This is a genomic window from Bradyrhizobium sp. 27S5, from assembly GCF_037217225.1.
GTDB classification, from domain to species: domain Bacteria; phylum Pseudomonadota; class Alphaproteobacteria; order Rhizobiales; family Xanthobacteraceae; genus Bradyrhizobium; species Bradyrhizobium septentrionale.
On record NZ_CP147714.1, the window covers coordinates 20,048 to 34,361 of the forward strand.

The window sequence follows — 14,314 nt, forward strand, 5'->3', positions numbered from 1 at the left end:
CTCTTCGTCCTCGCGGGGAGAGGGGCGCTCGCGGAATGCCGACTTTCTCACCCCCGCCAACGGTCCCGCTGGCCTGTTTCCGCTGGTGCGTCCGCCTCGAGGAAACGAAATGTCGAACCGATCCTGGTTTTATGCATCCGAAGGCCAGCAAAAGGGCCCGTGTTCGGACGCTGAACTCCGCAACCTCTTCGCCAGGCGAAAGGTGAGCGCGGATACGCTGGTCTGGAGCGAAGGGATGTCGAGCTGGACCAAAGCCGGTGACGTCCCCGGTCTCCTGAACAACGCGCCACAGCCAACGAAGCCCTTCGGTCAAGGCGCGGCCCGGCTGGATCCATCATTCGGCAATGGTGACGCCTCGCTGGACCAAACCCTGGGGACGGGAAAAATCCAGGAACTGGACATCACCCTCGGGAGACTGCTGAAGTTCTACTGGCTGTTTCTTTGGCGGTCGTTTCTCGGATCAGTCGTGATCGGCTTTGTGCTCGGATTCTTCATCGGCTTTGGGTTGAGGCTGTTCGGTGCGCCGCCATCCCTGACAAAAACCATGAGCAGCCTGGCCGGCGCCGTCGTTGGCGTGGTCTGGTCGATTGTCTGCCTGCGGATGGCGTTCGAAAAGAACTACAGCGACTTTCGAATCGCATTTGTGCCGCGCGACACCGGGCACGATTGATCGCGCGGACGAGGCGGCGTGGCGCAATCTCTATTTGCGTTCGCGCACCGAGCCCTCTTGCGCGACGGACGCCACCAGCGTGCCGTCGGGCTTGAAGATCAGGCCCCGGGTCAGGCCGCGGCCTGACTGCGCGCTCGGCGAATCCTGCGCGTAGAGCAGCCATTCGTCGGCGCGGAACGGGCGATGAAACCACATCGCGTGGTCGAGGCTTGCCGGCATCATGCGCCGGTCGAACAGCGTGCGGCCGTAGCGCGCCATCACGGCGTCGAGCAGCGAGAAATCCGACGCATAGGCCAGCGCGCACAGATGCAGCGCCGGATCGTCGGGCAGTTTCGCCGCGGTGCGGATCCAGACATGGATGCGGCCGTCGTCGATCTTCTGGCCGAAATAGCGGCCGAGCTCGACCGGGCGCAGCTCGATCGGCCGGTCGCTCTCGTAGTAGCGGCGGATGAACTCCGGCATCTCCTTGAACATCGGCTGCTTCGAGACTTCCTCCGCGGTCAGCTTCTCCGGTGGCGGAACGTCGGGCATCTTCTCCTGATGATTGAAGTTGCTCTCCTCGTCGGCATGGAACGACACCATGATGGAGAAGATCGCGTTGCCGTGCTGGATCGCGGTGACGCGGCGCGTGGTGTAGCTCTTGCCGTCGCGCAGCCGCTCGACCTGGTAGATGATCGGGATCTGCGGATCGCCGGGCAGGATGAAATAGCAATGGATCGAATGCGGCAGGCGCCCCTCGACGGTGCGGCAAGCCGCCACCATCGCCTGGCCGATCACCTGGCCGCCGAACACGCGCTGCCAGCTCGTCTTCGGACTGTTGCCGCGGAACAAATTCACCTCGAGCTGCTCGAGATCGAGGATGGACAATAGGTCGATCAGGCTCTTGGACATGGGGGCTTTCGTTGTCGTCTCGGCGTCATCCGGGGCGATGCGCCAGCATCGAACCCGGAATCTCGAGATTCCCCGGTGCGCAATTGCGCACCTTAGTTCGCGCTCCGCGAGCCCCGGAATGACAGCCGCTCTTGTTTCTGCCCCCTGTTTCGCCCAGCTATTATCAGGTAGCAAGCACAGTCTGAGAGCGCAGGGCGCGTAAAGGAAGGGCATGCCGGCACAGCGTAGTATTGTCATCTGCGGGGGCGCATTTGCCGGATTGGCGCTGGCCGTGGCGTTGCGCCAGGGGCTTGGGCCGGACATCCAGGTCGTTGTGGCCGATCCGGCGCTCAGCCAGCGCCCGAGCCGCGATCCGCGCGCGACCGCGATCGTGGCGGCCTGCCGGCGGCTGTTTGAGACGCTCGGCGTCTGGGGCCAGGTCGCGCCGACCGCGCAGCCGATCACGGACATGGTCGTGACCGACTCCAAGCTGGAGGATGCGACGCGTCCGGTGTTTTTGACCTTTGCCGGCAATGTCGAGCCCGGCGAGCCGTTCGCCCATATGGTCGAGAACCGCTATCTGATCGATGCGCTCGCGACCCGCGCCGAGGCCGAGGGCGTCGAGCTGCGCGCCACCGCGGTGTCGAGCTTCGAGTCACGGCCCGATGGCATCACCGTGACACTGGCCGATGGCACCGTGATCGATGCGAGCCTGCTGGTTGCCGCCGACGGCGCGCGGTCGAAGCTGCGTGAGCGCGCCGGGATTGCGACCCATGGCTGGGACTATGATCAATCCGGCATCGTCGTCACCGTCGGCCATGAACGCGCGCATCACGGCCGCGCCGAGGAGCATTTCCTGCCCGCCGGCCCGTTCGCGATCCTGCCGCTGACCGGCAATCGCTCGTCGCTGGTGTGGACCGAGACGCGCAAGGATGCCGCGCGGATCATTGCGTTGAACCATGAGGACTTCCACGCCGAGCTCGAGCAGCGCTTCGGCCTGCATCTCGGCGAGATCAAGGCGCTCGACAAGCCGCGCGCGTTCCCGCTCGGCTATTTCGTCGCACGTTCCTTCATCGCCGAACGGCTGGCATTGATCGGCGACGCCGCCCATGTGATCCATCCGATCGCGGGGCAGGGGCTCAACATGGGCCTCAAGGATGTCGCGGCGCTGGCCGAGGTCGTGGTCGATGCGGCGCGGCTCGGCATCGATCTCGGACAGGCCGACGTGCTCGAGCGCTATCAGCGCTGGCGGCGCTTCGACACGATGGCGATGGGGGTTGCCACCAACTCGCTGAACTTCCTGTTCTCCAACGAATCGACGCTGCTGCGCACCGTGCGCGACATTGGATTGGGCCTTGTCGACCGCGCGCCGCCGTTGAAGGAGATGTTCATCCGCCAGGCGGCGGGCCTGTCCGGCGAGGTGCCGCGGCTGTTGAAGGGCGAGGCGCTGTAGCGCCGGGAGGGATCGTGATCCGCAGCAAGGCGATTCGTCGGTTGCTGGCCGCGTCGCTTCTGATGTTTCTGCAGGTCACCGACGCGCCGGCCCAGATGGCGAGGCCGGAACCGTTTGACACGTCTGTCTCGGAAGCATGGCGCGCGCCTTTGACGCGCTTCCTGAGCGGCCTGAATGTCAGCAATGCGGTAGCTACCGTCGAAGCCAGCAGGGCGGTCGTTTTCCAAAATCCAGCCGGCGGTCCGGAGAGGATGATTATCAGGGTCAGGCACAAAGAGGCCTGCACGGTCGATGAGGATGAGTGTCTTACGGTGATCGCTCATATCGAGAACAACGAACTTGTTTCCGACGCGATGTTCTATGCCGGCGACAAGATAAGCTATGGCGACTTTAAACCCAGGGTTCCGGGCGTGCAGTCATTGCCGATCTTCTTCTACGGCAGGCAACAGGTCGTCGCCGTGATCGTCACCGCGAAGGGGCTCGTGGTCAGCAGTCATTCAGCGGAAGCACCAAAATGATGCGGTCCGCAGCACCGGCAATCATTTCTGTGAAATGAAGCCCGCCACCGCGTCGATCAGGTCGGGGTCGAGCGGCCGCTCCGGCTGATTGTAGCTCGCCACATCGTCGGTCGCGTCGGTGACGTCGACCAGCACGTGATTCATATCCGGCAGCCACAATGATTTGGCCGCGACGTCGGCGGTGGTGAGCGCGAGGAAGTCGAGCCGCGCCAGCTGATGATCGCGGCCGCCGGCGATGATCAGTGTCGGCCCGGTGATCTTTCGCATCGGATCGATCGGATCCTCGGTAAAGCCGGATGCGATCGCAGGCTGCATCGCGGGCGCGATTGCAAGCGCTGCCGGCGGCGGGTCGACGATCTGCCCGGCCATGATGTCATCAATGGCCTTTCCGATCGGCGCGAATTTGTCCGGCGGCAGCTGCTTATCGAGCTGCGCCTTCAGCAGGTCGCCCTGCTTGCGCGCCGCCGTTGCCAGCAGCACCAGCCGGTCGACCGGCCCGCGCTGCGCGGCGAGGATCGCGACCAGGCCGCCCTCGCTGTGCCCGACCACCGCAACACGAGAGAACCGGCCGCTGCCGCGCAGATAGTCGATCAGCGCCGCCGCGTCGCCGACGAAGTCCTTGAAGCGAAAGTCCTCGGGACGACCGAATTCCTTCTTCCATTCGCCGGCGCCACGCTTGTCGTAGCGCAGCGTCGCGATGCCGCGCGCGACCAGCTGCTCGGAGAGTTTTTTCAGCGTTGCCGGCTTGAGCTGCGGCCCGTTGCCGTCGTGATCGGTAGAGCCGGAGCCGGCGATCAATAGCGCCACCGGCGGCTTTGCGATGTCAGGCGGGACCGTCAGCACCGCGTCAATGGGGCCGATGCGCAGCCTGCTCTCGTCAGCTGCGGCGCTCGCCAGTGAGACGAGCAGCAGCAGCCATGTGACGAGGATGCGCATTTGGTCCCCTTATCGGAGCATGATCTCCGCGCAAACGCTCCGCGTTTGTCGCGAGGAAAACCGCTTCACACTTTTCCGGATCATGCTCTAGATTCTTGGTTTGACGCGTTTTCTTCACGCGAACCGGCGTCCACTTCGCTCGAAAACGCTCTAATCGATCTTGCGCGCCTCTTCCGGCAGCATGATCGGGATGCCGTCGCGGATCGGATAGGCGAGTTTTGCGGACCGCGAGATCAGTTCCTGCCGCGCGGCGTCGAATTCCAGCGGCCCCTTGGTGATCGGGCACACCAGGATTTCGAGCAGCTTCGGATCGGCGGTGCTGTCGAGATGGTCGGTCGTGGAATTCATTGCGGTCTCCGGCTAGCCATCGTGTAGCACAGGCAAATACCGGCTGTCAGCGCTTCGCCATGCGCAACAGCTCGTCGATTGCGGCCTGCTGCCGCGCCTTCGGCAGCGCCTGTTCGGACAGCGCATAGCCGATGAACGCCCAGTAGAAAATCTGCGCGCGGCCGCGCGCCACGTCGTCGGGGAAGCCGGCCTGCCGGAGCAGGGTCTCGATGTAGCCGATCCGGCGCTGGTCGACCTCCAGCACGGTGGCGCGCGCTTCGGCATCGACGGTGGCCCAGCTGCGGACCGCGCGTTCCAGCGCCAGCCGCGCCGAGAAGGCGCGGCGCAGCAACAGCGCCAGCGCCTCGTCGCCTTTCGGGATGGTCTCGAGCTCGGCGATCACCTGCTCGGCGGCGACCTCGCGCCAATAGCTGAGGACCGCGCTGCGGTAGGCGGCGATGTCGGCGAAATGCCAGTAGAAGCTGCCGCGCGACACGCCCATGACCTTGGCCAGCGGCTCGGCCTTCAGCGCCGTGAAGCCGGTCCTTGCCAATGTCTTCAGGCCCTGATCGAGCCAATCCTTGACTGAGAGCTGTTCCGTCATGGTTCCCCGTCCGCGCGCCGACCATACACAACTGTATTGACAAGCGCCAGCGGCCGGTGTCATATCCATACAGTACTGTATGGAGACATCCGATGCGTGATCTCTTGCTTCAGGGTGCCGGCGTCCTCGCCATTGTGGTCAGCCTGATCCATGGCGTGCTCGGCGAGACCAAGGTGTTCGCGCGCGCCACGATCGAGCCGCCGCGGCTGCGCTTCCTGCTCCGCCTGGTCTATCAGGCCGGCACCGTCGCCTGGATCGGCGGCGGCGTGCTGCTGATCGTAGCGCCTACGATGGCGTCGGATGCCGCGCGGCACTGGATCGTGGCGACGCTCGCCGTCGTGTTCGGCTTCGCCGCGCTGGCCAACGCGCTGGCGACGCGCGGCCGGCATTTCGGCTGGCTGGCGATGAGCGCGGTCGTGGCGCTCGCGGCCGCCGGCTATTAGCGAGGGGCGATCATGACCAATGATCGCGTCAGCGTGAGCATCGCCGATGGCGTCGCCGACGTCAGGCTGAACCGCCCGGACAAGCTCAATGCGCTCGATCCCGCGATGTTTACCGCGATCGCCGACGCCGGTGCGCAGCTGGCGGACAATCGCCAGGTCCGCGCCGTGGTGCTGTCCGGCGAAGGCCAGGCCTTCTGCGCCGGCCTCGACATGGAGCGCCTGGTCGCGACGACCGAGGGCGAATCCATCCTGCCCTTCGCCGATCTCGGCCGGCGGACGCACGGCATCGCCAATTTCGCGCAGCATCTGGTGTGGCTCTGGCGCGAGCTGCCGGTGCCGGTGATTGCCGCCGTCCACGGCATCGCCTTCGGCGGCGGTTTCCAACTCATGCTCGGCGCCGATGTCAGATACCTCGCGCCCGGCACGCGCCTTGCCGTCATCGAAGCCAAATGGGGGCTGGTGCCCGACATGGCCGGCACGCAGCTGATGCGCCATCTCGCGCGCGAGGACGTGGTCCGTGAACTGACCTACACCGCGCGCGTGTTCTCCGCGGAGGAAGCGCTTGGCTACGGCTTCGCCACGCGAATTGCGGAACGGCCGCGCGAGGCCGCGCTGGAGACGGCGCGTGCGATCGCGGACCGCAGCCCGGACGCGATCCGCGCCGCCAAGCGGCTGCTCAACCTGGCGGCTGATAGCGATGCGGCGACCGCGCTCGCGGCCGAGACCGCCGAGCAGGCGCTTCTGCTCGGCGCGCCCAATCACATCGAGGCCGTCAGGGCGAATCTCGAGCGACGGCCGCCGCAATGGAGCTTTGCGTGATCACTGGTCCAGGACTCGATCTCGAACGTCTCATCGCGACCAATGCGTCGGCGGCTTTCAACCGGCTGGCCGGCTTCGAGGTCGTCTCCGCCGGTGCCGGCGCCGTGGAACTGCGCATGCCGTGGCGCGACGATCTCACCCAATATGCGGGACATCTGCACGCCGGCATGATCGCGGCCCTGCTCGACACCGCCTGCGGCTTTGCCGCGGCGTCGATCGCGGGTTCCGTCACCGCATCGCATTTCTCGATGAATTGTCTCAAACCTGCCGTGGGCCGCTGCTTCATCGTCAAGGGCACCACGCTGCGCGCGGGACGCAGGCAGGTCTTTGCGCGCGCGGAACTGCTTGCGGAGAACGAGCTGGGCGAGATGTCGCTGGTCGCAACCGGTGAAACCGTGTTGGTTCCGCTGGACGGTTGAGGTGTCCGGTTGCCCTATGGGTGCGAAATTGATGGAGCTATCAATTTCGGTGGGGAATCGGCTTACGCGCGGATAACCATGCTACCGAAAGTTGAGAAAAATTATCGAGATAGACATTCAATCGGCCTAGCGTGTCTGCGCGGACAACCATGGACCGATGCATGTTTCGTGTTCTTACGTGCCTTTCAGGTGAGCATGACTGGCGGCTCGTCCTGCTCGCCGGACTGGTCTGTTTCGTTGCCAGCATCGTTGCGGTCAACATCTTCCATCGTGCAATCGCCACGCAGGCGAGGACGCGCCTGACCTGGATCGCGATCGCAGGTGCTGCGATCGGCTACGGCATCTGGGCAACGCATTTCATCGCGATGCTCGCCTACGAGCCGGGCGTGCCGACCGGCTACGGTATCGTCCTGACCGCGCTGTCACTCGCCGCGGCGATGATGCTGACTTCATGCGGCCTTGGCCTTGCCGCCAGCGACCCCAGCCGGTGGCGGGCGCCGGTCGGCGGCGCGGTGATCGGCGCCGGCATCGCCAGCATGCACTATCTCGGAATGTGGGCGCTCGAAGTGCCGGGCCATGTGGTCTGGTCGCTCGACCTCGTGGCGGCCTCCGTCGTGCTCGGCATGCTGTTCGGCTATGCCGCGCTGGCGATCGCGGTCCGCCATCAGGACCGCTGGATGTCGCTCGCCGCGGCGCTGTTGCTGACGCTTGCGATCGTGTCGCATCATTTCACGGCGATGGGCGCGGTCGAGATCGTTCCGGATCCGCTGCAGGCCCCTGCGGCGCTGTCGCTCTCTCCGGCCTTCCTCGCCATCGTGATCGCGGGCGTGGCGCTTTCGGTGCTCGGGATGAGCCTGGTCGGCGTACTCGCGGATCGCCGCCTGGCGCTGCGCACCCGCCGCTTCGAGGAGATCATCAGCCAGCTTTCGCTGGCGCGGCAGCAGGTCGAGGCGTCGCAGAAGGAGCTGGAGGAACACAGGTTCCGGCTGGATACGGCGATCAACCACATGGGCGAGGGTCTCTGCATGTTCGATGCGGAGAAGCGCCTCGTCGTGTGCAATGACCGCTACGCCAAGATGTACCGGCTGCCGCCTGAACTGCTGTTGCCCGGTACGGCCCACCGCGAGATCATCACGCATCGGATCGCCAACGGCATCCTCAAGGGCGAGACCAGCGACAGCGCCGCGACGCAGGTGCTCGCGACATTGAATGCGCTGCCGGCGGGCGAGATCAGCAGCCGGGTCGACGAGCTTGCCGACGGCCGGCTGATCTGCGTGACGCGGCAGCCGATGCCCGGCGGCGGCTGGGTGGCGACGCATCGCGACGTCACCGAGCAGCGGCGCTCCGAGGCCAAGATCACCCATATGGCGCAGCATGACGCACTGACCGATCTGCCGAATCGCGTGCTGCTCAAGGAATGGATGGAACAGGCGCTCTCCGGCGCCCGGTGCGGCGGACCGAGCATCGCGGTGCTGATGCTCGATCTCGACCGCTTCAAGGACGTCAACGACACGCTCGGGCATCCGGCGGGCGACGCGCTGCTCAAATCGGTGGCCGCGCGGCTGCACAGGTGCGTCAGCGAAACCACACTGATCGCGCGGCTCGGCGGCGACGAGTTCGCAGTGATCGACTACGTCACCGATCCGGTCGCGGAAGCGGGCTTGCTTGCCGAGAAGATCAGAAAGGCGCTCAGCGAGCCGATCGATCTCGGCGATCATCGCGTGACTACCACGACCAGCATCGGCATTGCGATCGCACCGCGCGACGGCACCGATTCCGACGAGGTCCTGCGCAGCGCCGATCTTGCGCTCTACTCGGCCAAGAGCGGCGGGCGCGGCTCGTTCCGTTTCTTCGAGCCGGAGCTCGACCGGCTGTTGCAGGCCCGGCGCAGCCTCGAGCGCGACATGCGCAGCGCGCTCGTCAACGGCGAGTTCGAGTTGCACTACCAGCCGTTCATCAATGTCGCGAGCGGGGAGACCTGCGGCTTCGAGGCGCTGTTGCGGTGGCACCACCCGCAGCGCGGCATGATATCCCCGGCCCAGTTCATCCCGCTGGCGGAAGAGACCGGCCTGATCGTGCCGCTCGGCGAATGGGTGCTGCGCACCGCCTGCGCCGAGGCCGCCAAATGGCCCGACGATCTCAAGATCGCGATCAATCTGTCGCCGGTGCAGTTCAGGAGCCCGGACCTGGTCCCGGTGATCGTGCACGCGCTGGCGAGCGCGGGAGTTTCGCCTGATCGGCTTGAGCTCGAAGTCACCGAAACGGCGATCATCCAGGACAGCGAGGCGGTGTTCGCGGCACTCAGCCAGCTGCACGATCTCGGGGCGCGGATTGCGCTCGATGATTTCGGCACCGGTTACTCGTCGCTGAGCTTCCTGCAGAAGTTTCCGTTCGACAAGGTCAAGATCGACCGCAGCTTCGTGTCCGAACTCGCCGGCGCAACCGACGAGTCGCGCAGGATCGCGCGCGCGATCGTTCGATTTGCCGTCAGCCTCGGCAAGACCACGACGGCCGAAGGCGTCGAGACCAGGGAGCAGTTCGACATCCTCCGCGCGGACGCCTGCGTGGAAGTGCAGGGCTTCCACTTCAGCCCGCCAGTGCAAAGCGAGAAGGTCGCGCAAATGATCGGTGGGCGGACCATGGCATCCGCACAACGCCCGGCAGTTCGATTGGCAATGGCGGGCGCCGCCTCCTGACCGCGGGACCGCGGCAGCGGACCGGATCCGTATGAGGCGTAAGGCCGCAGCAGGCGGTCAAAACCGGATTGCGCGTGGAGACCAAAGCGGTTTTCGCAACCGTTAGAATAGCTCTAAAGCCAGGCCGCAAACGCGCTTGCTTGACTTGGCAATCACCTCAGTTTTGTTCACGCATGTGCTCCGCGCGACGGCGTTGCGGGCATGATCGAAAACGGAGGGGAGATGCGCGTGAAAGTTATTTTGAGTGCGGTGCTCGCAGCTTGTGTTCTCGGGCTGATGGGATCGGCGGCACTCGCCGACGGCTACAAGAATTGCACCAAGCTCGACAAGGCGTCGTGGAAGCCGGCAAGCGATGCCGAAGCCAAGGCCAAGGCCGCCGGCTACGAGGTGCGCCGCTCGAAGGTCGAGGGCTCCTGCTACGAGGTGTACGGCGTCAAGGAAGGCAAGCTCTACGAGCTGTTCTACAGCCCGGAGGATCTCAGCCTGAAGCACACCATCGCGAAGTGAAGCAGGCGCGATGATCGAGGCGGCGTCCGGTGCGCGCGGCGCGACCAGCGTGCAGGTCTGGGACCTGCCGCTGCGGCTCTGGCACTGGGCGCTCGCCATCCTCGTCCTCGTCGCATGGGTGACGCCCAGCGCCTACGACCGGCTGCACAGGCTCGCCGGTTACTCCGTGATCGGACTGCTGGCGTTCCGGCTGATCTGGGGCTTTGCCGGCACCCGTTACGCGCGCTTCGGCAGGCTTGGCGTCCGGCTGCGCGCCGCGCCGCGCTACATCTGGAATCTCCGCCGCGGCATCACCGGGCGCTATATCGGACTCAATCCCGCGGGCACCGTGATGCTGGTGACGCTGCTGCTCCTGCTCGCGGTCTCGGCGATCACGGGCGCGATGGAGGTCACCGTCACCTTCTTCGGCGTCTGGTGGGTCGAGGACACCCACGCCTACGCCTCCGATGCCGTCCTCGTCCTGGTTGGGCTGCACGTGCTCGGCGTCATCGTGGTGGGGCTGCTGCAGCGCCAGAACCTGGTGCGCGCGATGTTCACCGGACGCAAGCAGCTTCGCAACCGCTGACGTGGAAGGCTGCCGGGACCAAGGCTCGTTGTTTGAGCATGATCTCCGCGCAAGCGCGGCGCGCTTGTCGCGAGGGAAAACCGCTTCGCACTTTTCCGGATCATGCTCTATTGCACCGGCGGATCGCCGCTGGTGCGTTTCTTGGCGAGATCCATCTCGGTGACGGCGATCAGGATTTCGGCGCGGGTCTTCAGGTCGGGCGCCTCCAGCATGGCCTGCTTCTCGGCCGGACCGTAGGGCGACATCATCGCCAGCGCGTTGACCAGCGCCTCGTTGGGCGCGGACTCGATGCCCTCCCAGTCGACCTTCAGATTGTTGGCTTCGAGGAAATCGGCGAGCACCTCGAGCAATGCCTTGCGGTCGACGGCGTCCTCGCCCTTGCGCGCGGTGAAGTCGCCGGCGAAGGAGAAGAAGTCGACCTTGCACTGTCGATACGGTGTCTGCACGGACAGCTCCTCGACCACCTTGAAGCGCGCGACGCCGGTCAGTTCGAGGATGTAGCGGCCGTCGCCGGATTCGGCGAGCTGGGTGATGCGGCCGACGCAGCCGATCCGGAACAGCACCGGCCTCGCCTCTTTGTGCGAATGCGCCACGTCGGGCTGGATCATGCCGATCAGGCGGTGGCCGTCGCGCAGCGCGTCGTCGATCATCGCGAGGTAGCGCGGCTCGAAGATGTTGAGCGGCATCTGGCCGCGCGGCAAAAGCAGCGCGCCAGGCAGCGGGAACACCGGGATCACCTCCGGGAGCTCGCCGGGCCCGCGATATTCGGCATTGATCGGCATCTGCGGTCCCGCTGCTGTGACGGGCGTGCGTTACGAGAACAGGATCGTCGACAACCGCTTGCGCCCCTCGACGGTTGCCTCATCGGTGCCGCCCCACGCCTCGAAGAACTGCACCAGTTGCTTGCGCGCGCCGTCGTCGTTCCACTTGCGGTCACGCTTGACGATCGCGAGCAGCTGCTCGGTCGCCTCAGAGCGCTTGCCCGCGGCATTGAGCGCGGTCGCGAGATCGAATCGAGCCTGATGATCGAGCGGGTTTGCGGCGACTTTCTGTTCCAGCTCCGCGATCGGTCCGACCGACTGCGCCTGCTCGGCGAGATCGATCGCAGCCTGCACCGCTTTCACCGCGGCATCGTTGCGCTTGGATTCCGGCACCATCGCGAGCGTTTGCTTGGCCTGCTCGACCGCGCCGGTCGTCATGTAGCATTTGGCGAGGCCGGCCAGCGCCGCGATGTTGGTGGCGTCATGCGCCAGCACCTCGGCATAGATCTGCGCCGCCGCTTCGGCGTCGCCCTCGGCGAGCACGGCGTCCGCCTCGGCCAGAATCTCCGCGAGATTCGGCTCGCCGGCGGCGGGCACGCCCTTGGTGATCTTTTCGATGAAGGCGTTGATCTGGCTCTCCGGCACCGCGCCCATGAAGCCATCGGCGGGCTGACCGTTGACGAAAGCGATCACGGCCGGGATCGACTGGATGCCCATCTGGCCGGGGATCTGCGGATGCTCATCGATGTTCATCTTGACCAGCTTGACCCGGCCCTTGGCGTTGCGGACCGCCTTTTCCAGCATCGGCGTGAGCTGACGGCAGGGACCGCACCAGGGCGCCCAGAAGTCGATCATAACCGGCTGGCGGCGCGACTCCTCGATGACGTCCTTGACGAAGGTCTGGGTCGTCGTCTCCTTGATCAAATCGGGCGCTGCCTGGGGCGTGGGGCCGCCCTGCTCCATTATCGTCACGTTGTCCTCACCTGGTCTTCTGAGGTCGGAAATCCGGGGGCGTTCTAGCACGCTCCGCACGGCACGTTCAGCCGTTCTGTCAGGCTAGAGCATGATCCCGGAAAAGTGGGAACCGGTTTTCCGAAGATCATGCCAATAAATGGCGGTCGGCCAGCAAAATTCAATCGCTAGGCGTCAGTCCTGTTCCATCGGAGATCGGGTGGGTTCGCGCTCCGGCCAAGCCGATCATGGCAACCCTTCACGGCAACAGGGGGCGCCCATGGCAAAGGCCTATTACAGCGCCGTGTTCGAGCAGCCGGCCGGTGATGTCTGGAAAATCATCCGCGATTTCAACAATTACCCGGACTGGGTCCACGGCGAGGGGGTGAGCGAGATCGAGCAGGGCAAGTCCGGCGACACGGTCGGCGGCGATCGCGCCTTTATCGAATGGTATCGAATGGTCGGCGGTGTTCGACGCCGACCGCCACGCCGAGCTGGCCCGGACGCTGGCCGGCTGGTTCGAGACCTGGCTCGAATCGCTCCGCGACAGGATGGCGGTCTGAGACCCGTTCCCGCCAATATGCGAAGAATTTATCGTGCCGGCCGGATTTTCGGCCGATTCGAGCTCAATTTTTAAGGAAACCGTGCTATTTCGTGAGGTCCGGACCGCGCTCTTGTGTTGCATTCACAGACAGCATTTGGCATAGGTCTGCCGTTGCCGGCGAGCGATCGCCGCCAGTTCGGATGCGGGTGTAGCTCAGTGGTAGAGCACGACCTTGCCAAGGTCGGGGTCGAGGGTTCGAGCCCCTTCGCCCGCTCCAAACTTTCTCGCTGACCGAGCTGACAGCCTGATGAAGCCCGCCCGTCACAGCGGGCTTTTTGCTTGTCAGGCAGTACCGGCGTGAGAGATTTTGCGCCGACGATCGTGCCGCTCTCTCCGGCCCTTCCTTAACCGTCAAACGATGCATTCTCAAAACTGATAGAAATCTGTGGTTGTGTCGGCGTTGAAATGGCTGCCGCTGGCCTACCGATGCGGCAAGCAAGTGCATGATGTCGATCAGCCGGACGCCAGATCCCGTCTTCAACCGCCGCCTGGCGCGCGCAAGCGTGGCTGCGCTGGTCGCGCTCGTCGGCAATTGGGCACCGTCGCCGGTTTCAGCACAGCAATTGCCGAGCGACTCGGCGTATACCGCGGCACCCAGCTTTGCTGCCGCGCCGGAATTTGAGCCCGCCGAAGAACGCCGGCGGCCGCGGGTGTACATCACGACGCGATCAGGCGGCAGCCGGCAGAACTTCTGCGTCAGGACCTGCGACGGCCGCTTCTTCCCGCTGCCGCGCGTGAGCGAGGCGGCCAATGTCGGGGCATGCGAGGCGGCCTGTCCCGCCGCCGAGGTGAGGCTGTATTCCGGCTCCGACATCGACAGCGCCATGACCGAGCAGGGCGAGACCTACAAGACGCTCGCAAACGCATTTCGATTTCAGCGCGAGATCGTGCCGCAATGCTCATGCCGCGCCGGCGCAACGCCCGGCCTCTCGCCGATTGCGATCGAGAACGATTTGACGCTTCGCACCGGCGACATCATCGCCGCCGATGACGGCTTCAAGATCGCGGCGATCTCCAGCGGGCAGAAGCGCAGCGTGCTGTTCAGGCCGTTGTCGAAAGCGAAAGCGCAGGCGCTCGGCCTGGCGCGGATCTCGTCGCGATAGAACGGTCGTGAGCGTTGGCGTCGTTTGAATATTGCGTGCAGTGCAGAACGTCTGCAGGACAGTCGGCT

General features: G+C 65.2%; 17 protein-coding genes and 1 tRNA gene. 12 read left to right on the plus strand and 6 right to left on the minus strand.

Annotated elements, in window-relative coordinates; all coding sequences use genetic code 11:
* Positions 1 to 109 precede the first annotated feature (109 nt).
* Positions 110 to 670: a GYF domain-containing protein gene (locus WDM24_RS00110; protein ID WP_166300299.1), complete on the plus strand. Its 561-nt coding sequence runs from the start codon at positions 110 to 112 to the stop codon at positions 668 to 670.
* 30 nt (positions 671 to 700) lie between these two features.
* Here WDM24_RS00110 and tesB read toward each other — a convergent pair whose 3' ends face one another.
* Complete coding sequence (gene tesB, locus WDM24_RS00115; RefSeq protein ID WP_166213056.1) at positions 701 to 1,561, minus strand: acyl-CoA thioesterase II; 861 nt, start codon at positions 1,559 to 1,561, stop codon at positions 701 to 703.
* A gap of 211 nt (positions 1,562 to 1,772) precedes the next feature.
* Here tesB and WDM24_RS00120 point away from each other — a divergent pair, with 211 nt between their 5' ends.
* Together WDM24_RS00120 and WDM24_RS00125 are read left to right on the plus strand one after the other, a co-directional pair.
* Positions 1,773 to 2,993 (plus strand): ubiquinone biosynthesis hydroxylase, encoded by a 1,221-nt coding sequence (locus WDM24_RS00120; RefSeq protein ID WP_338829989.1) that lies wholly within the window; start codon positions 1,773 to 1,775, stop codon positions 2,991 to 2,993.
* 14 nt (positions 2,994 to 3,007) lie between these two features.
* Positions 3,008 to 3,511 (plus strand): hypothetical protein, encoded by a 504-nt coding sequence (locus WDM24_RS00125; protein ID WP_338829990.1) that lies wholly within the window; start codon positions 3,008 to 3,010, stop codon positions 3,509 to 3,511.
* A 21-nt stretch (positions 3,512 to 3,532) separates the two neighbouring features.
* On the opposite strand, the gene WDM24_RS00130 is transcribed toward WDM24_RS00125, so the two are convergent.
* From WDM24_RS00130 to WDM24_RS00140, 3 genes are all read right to left on the minus strand, one after another.
* A complete protein-coding gene (locus tag WDM24_RS00130) occupies positions 3,533 to 4,447 on the minus strand; it encodes an alpha/beta hydrolase family protein (RefSeq protein ID WP_338829991.1) in 915 nt (304 codons plus the stop codon).
* 150 nt (positions 4,448 to 4,597) lie between these two features.
* Positions 4,598 to 4,795 (minus strand): Trm112 family protein, encoded by a 198-nt coding sequence (locus WDM24_RS00135; RefSeq protein ID WP_029080935.1) that lies wholly within the window; start codon positions 4,793 to 4,795, stop codon positions 4,598 to 4,600.
* A gap of 46 nt (positions 4,796 to 4,841) precedes the next feature.
* On the minus strand, positions 4,842 to 5,378 hold the full coding sequence (locus tag WDM24_RS00140; RefSeq protein ID WP_338829992.1) for a TetR/AcrR family transcriptional regulator: 537 nt from the start codon (positions 5,376 to 5,378) through the stop codon (positions 4,842 to 4,844).
* A gap of 92 nt (positions 5,379 to 5,470) precedes the next feature.
* Between WDM24_RS00140 and WDM24_RS00145 the strand changes: the two genes are divergently transcribed.
* The 6 genes from WDM24_RS00145 (at position 5,471) to WDM24_RS00170 (ending at position 10,827) form a co-directional block, all read left to right on the plus strand.
* Positions 5,471 to 5,821, plus strand: a complete 351-nt coding sequence (locus WDM24_RS00145) for a hypothetical protein (RefSeq protein ID WP_338829993.1) — start codon at positions 5,471 to 5,473, stop codon at positions 5,819 to 5,821.
* Positions 5,822 to 5,833: 12 nt separating this feature from the next.
* The gene (locus WDM24_RS00150) at positions 5,834 to 6,640 is read left to right on the plus strand and encodes a crotonase/enoyl-CoA hydratase family protein (RefSeq protein ID WP_338829994.1); all 807 of its coding nucleotides are present in this window, start codon (positions 5,834 to 5,836) and stop codon (positions 6,638 to 6,640) included.
* Entirely contained in the window at positions 6,637 to 7,059 is a 423-nt protein-coding gene (locus WDM24_RS00155) for a PaaI family thioesterase (RefSeq protein ID WP_338829995.1), read from the plus strand. Before WDM24_RS00150 ends, WDM24_RS00155 begins: the two co-directional genes overlap by 4 nt.
* 161 nt (positions 7,060 to 7,220) lie before the next feature.
* The gene (locus WDM24_RS00160; RefSeq protein ID WP_338829996.1) at positions 7,221 to 9,755 is read left to right on the plus strand and encodes a bifunctional diguanylate cyclase/phosphodiesterase; all 2,535 of its coding nucleotides are present in this window, start codon (positions 7,221 to 7,223) and stop codon (positions 9,753 to 9,755) included.
* A 276-nt stretch (positions 9,756 to 10,031) separates the two neighbouring features.
* Entirely contained in the window at positions 10,032 to 10,262 is a 231-nt protein-coding gene (locus tag WDM24_RS00165) for a PepSY domain-containing protein (RefSeq protein WP_414645612.1), read from the plus strand.
* Between the two features lie 10 nt (positions 10,263 to 10,272).
* Positions 10,273 to 10,827: a cytochrome b/b6 domain-containing protein gene (locus WDM24_RS00170; RefSeq protein ID WP_338829997.1), complete on the plus strand. Its 555-nt coding sequence runs from the start codon at positions 10,273 to 10,275 to the stop codon at positions 10,825 to 10,827.
* A 107-nt stretch (positions 10,828 to 10,934) separates the two neighbouring features.
* On the opposite strand, the gene WDM24_RS00175 is transcribed toward WDM24_RS00170, so the two are convergent.
* Positions 10,935 to 11,609: an LON peptidase substrate-binding domain-containing protein gene (locus tag WDM24_RS00175; RefSeq protein ID WP_338829998.1), complete on the minus strand. Its 675-nt coding sequence runs from the start codon at positions 11,607 to 11,609 to the stop codon at positions 10,935 to 10,937.
* 30 nt (positions 11,610 to 11,639) lie between these two features.
* Positions 11,640 to 12,560: a thioredoxin gene (gene trxA / locus WDM24_RS00180; protein ID WP_338829999.1), complete on the minus strand. Its 921-nt coding sequence runs from the start codon at positions 12,558 to 12,560 to the stop codon at positions 11,640 to 11,642.
* A 259-nt stretch (positions 12,561 to 12,819) separates the two neighbouring features.
* Here trxA and WDM24_RS00185 point away from each other — a divergent pair, with 259 nt between their 5' ends.
* From WDM24_RS00185 to WDM24_RS00195, 3 genes are all read left to right on the plus strand, one after another.
* Entirely contained in the window at positions 12,820 to 13,176 is a 357-nt protein-coding gene (locus WDM24_RS00185) for a hypothetical protein (protein ID WP_338693926.1), read from the plus strand.
* Between the two features lie 109 nt (positions 13,177 to 13,285).
* Positions 13,286 to 13,360: transfer RNA gene (locus WDM24_RS00190), tRNA-Gly, on the plus strand.
* A gap of 226 nt (positions 13,361 to 13,586) precedes the next feature.
* Positions 13,587 to 14,246, plus strand: coding sequence for a DUF2865 domain-containing protein (locus WDM24_RS00195; RefSeq protein WP_338693924.1), 660 nt, complete (start codon positions 13,587 to 13,589; stop codon positions 14,244 to 14,246).
* The last annotated feature ends 68 nt before the right edge of the window (positions 14,247 to 14,314 follow it).

Bases quoted from the DNA above. Each gene is read 5' to 3' on its own strand.
- WDM24_RS00140 (WP_338829992.1), bottom strand. From the start codon at position 5,378: ATGACGGAACAGCTCTCAGTCAAGGATTGGCTCGATCAGGGCCTGAAG.
- WDM24_RS00195 (WP_338693924.1), top strand. From the start codon at position 13,587: ATGATGTCGATCAGCCGGACGCCAGATCCCGTCTTCAACCGCCGCCTG.
- WDM24_RS00135 (WP_029080935.1), bottom strand. From the start codon at position 4,795: ATGAATTCCACGACCGACCATCTCGACAGCACCGCCGATCCGAAGCTG.
- WDM24_RS00130 (WP_338829991.1), bottom strand. From the start codon at position 4,447: ATGCGCATCCTCGTCACATGGCTGCTGCTGCTCGTCTCACTGGCGAGC.
- WDM24_RS00185 (WP_338693926.1), top strand. From the start codon at position 12,820: ATGGCAAAGGCCTATTACAGCGCCGTGTTCGAGCAGCCGGCCGGTGAT.
- WDM24_RS00120 (WP_338829989.1), top strand. From the start codon at position 1,773: ATGCCGGCACAGCGTAGTATTGTCATCTGCGGGGGCGCATTTGCCGGA.
- WDM24_RS00145 (WP_338829993.1), top strand. From the start codon at position 5,471: ATGCGTGATCTCTTGCTTCAGGGTGCCGGCGTCCTCGCCATTGTGGTC.
- WDM24_RS00165 (WP_414645612.1), top strand. From the start codon at position 10,032: ATGGGATCGGCGGCACTCGCCGACGGCTACAAGAATTGCACCAAGCTC.
- WDM24_RS00170 (WP_338829997.1), top strand. From the start codon at position 10,273: ATGATCGAGGCGGCGTCCGGTGCGCGCGGCGCGACCAGCGTGCAGGTC.
- WDM24_RS00150 (WP_338829994.1), top strand. From the start codon at position 5,834: ATGACCAATGATCGCGTCAGCGTGAGCATCGCCGATGGCGTCGCCGAC.
- tesB (WP_166213056.1), bottom strand. From the start codon at position 1,561: ATGTCCAAGAGCCTGATCGACCTATTGTCCATCCTCGATCTCGAGCAG.
- WDM24_RS00110 (WP_166300299.1), top strand. From the start codon at position 110: ATGTCGAACCGATCCTGGTTTTATGCATCCGAAGGCCAGCAAAAGGGC.
- WDM24_RS00175 (WP_338829998.1), bottom strand. From the start codon at position 11,609: ATGCCGATCAATGCCGAATATCGCGGGCCCGGCGAGCTCCCGGAGGTG.
- WDM24_RS00160 (WP_338829996.1), top strand. From the start codon at position 7,221: ATGTTTCGTGTTCTTACGTGCCTTTCAGGTGAGCATGACTGGCGGCTC.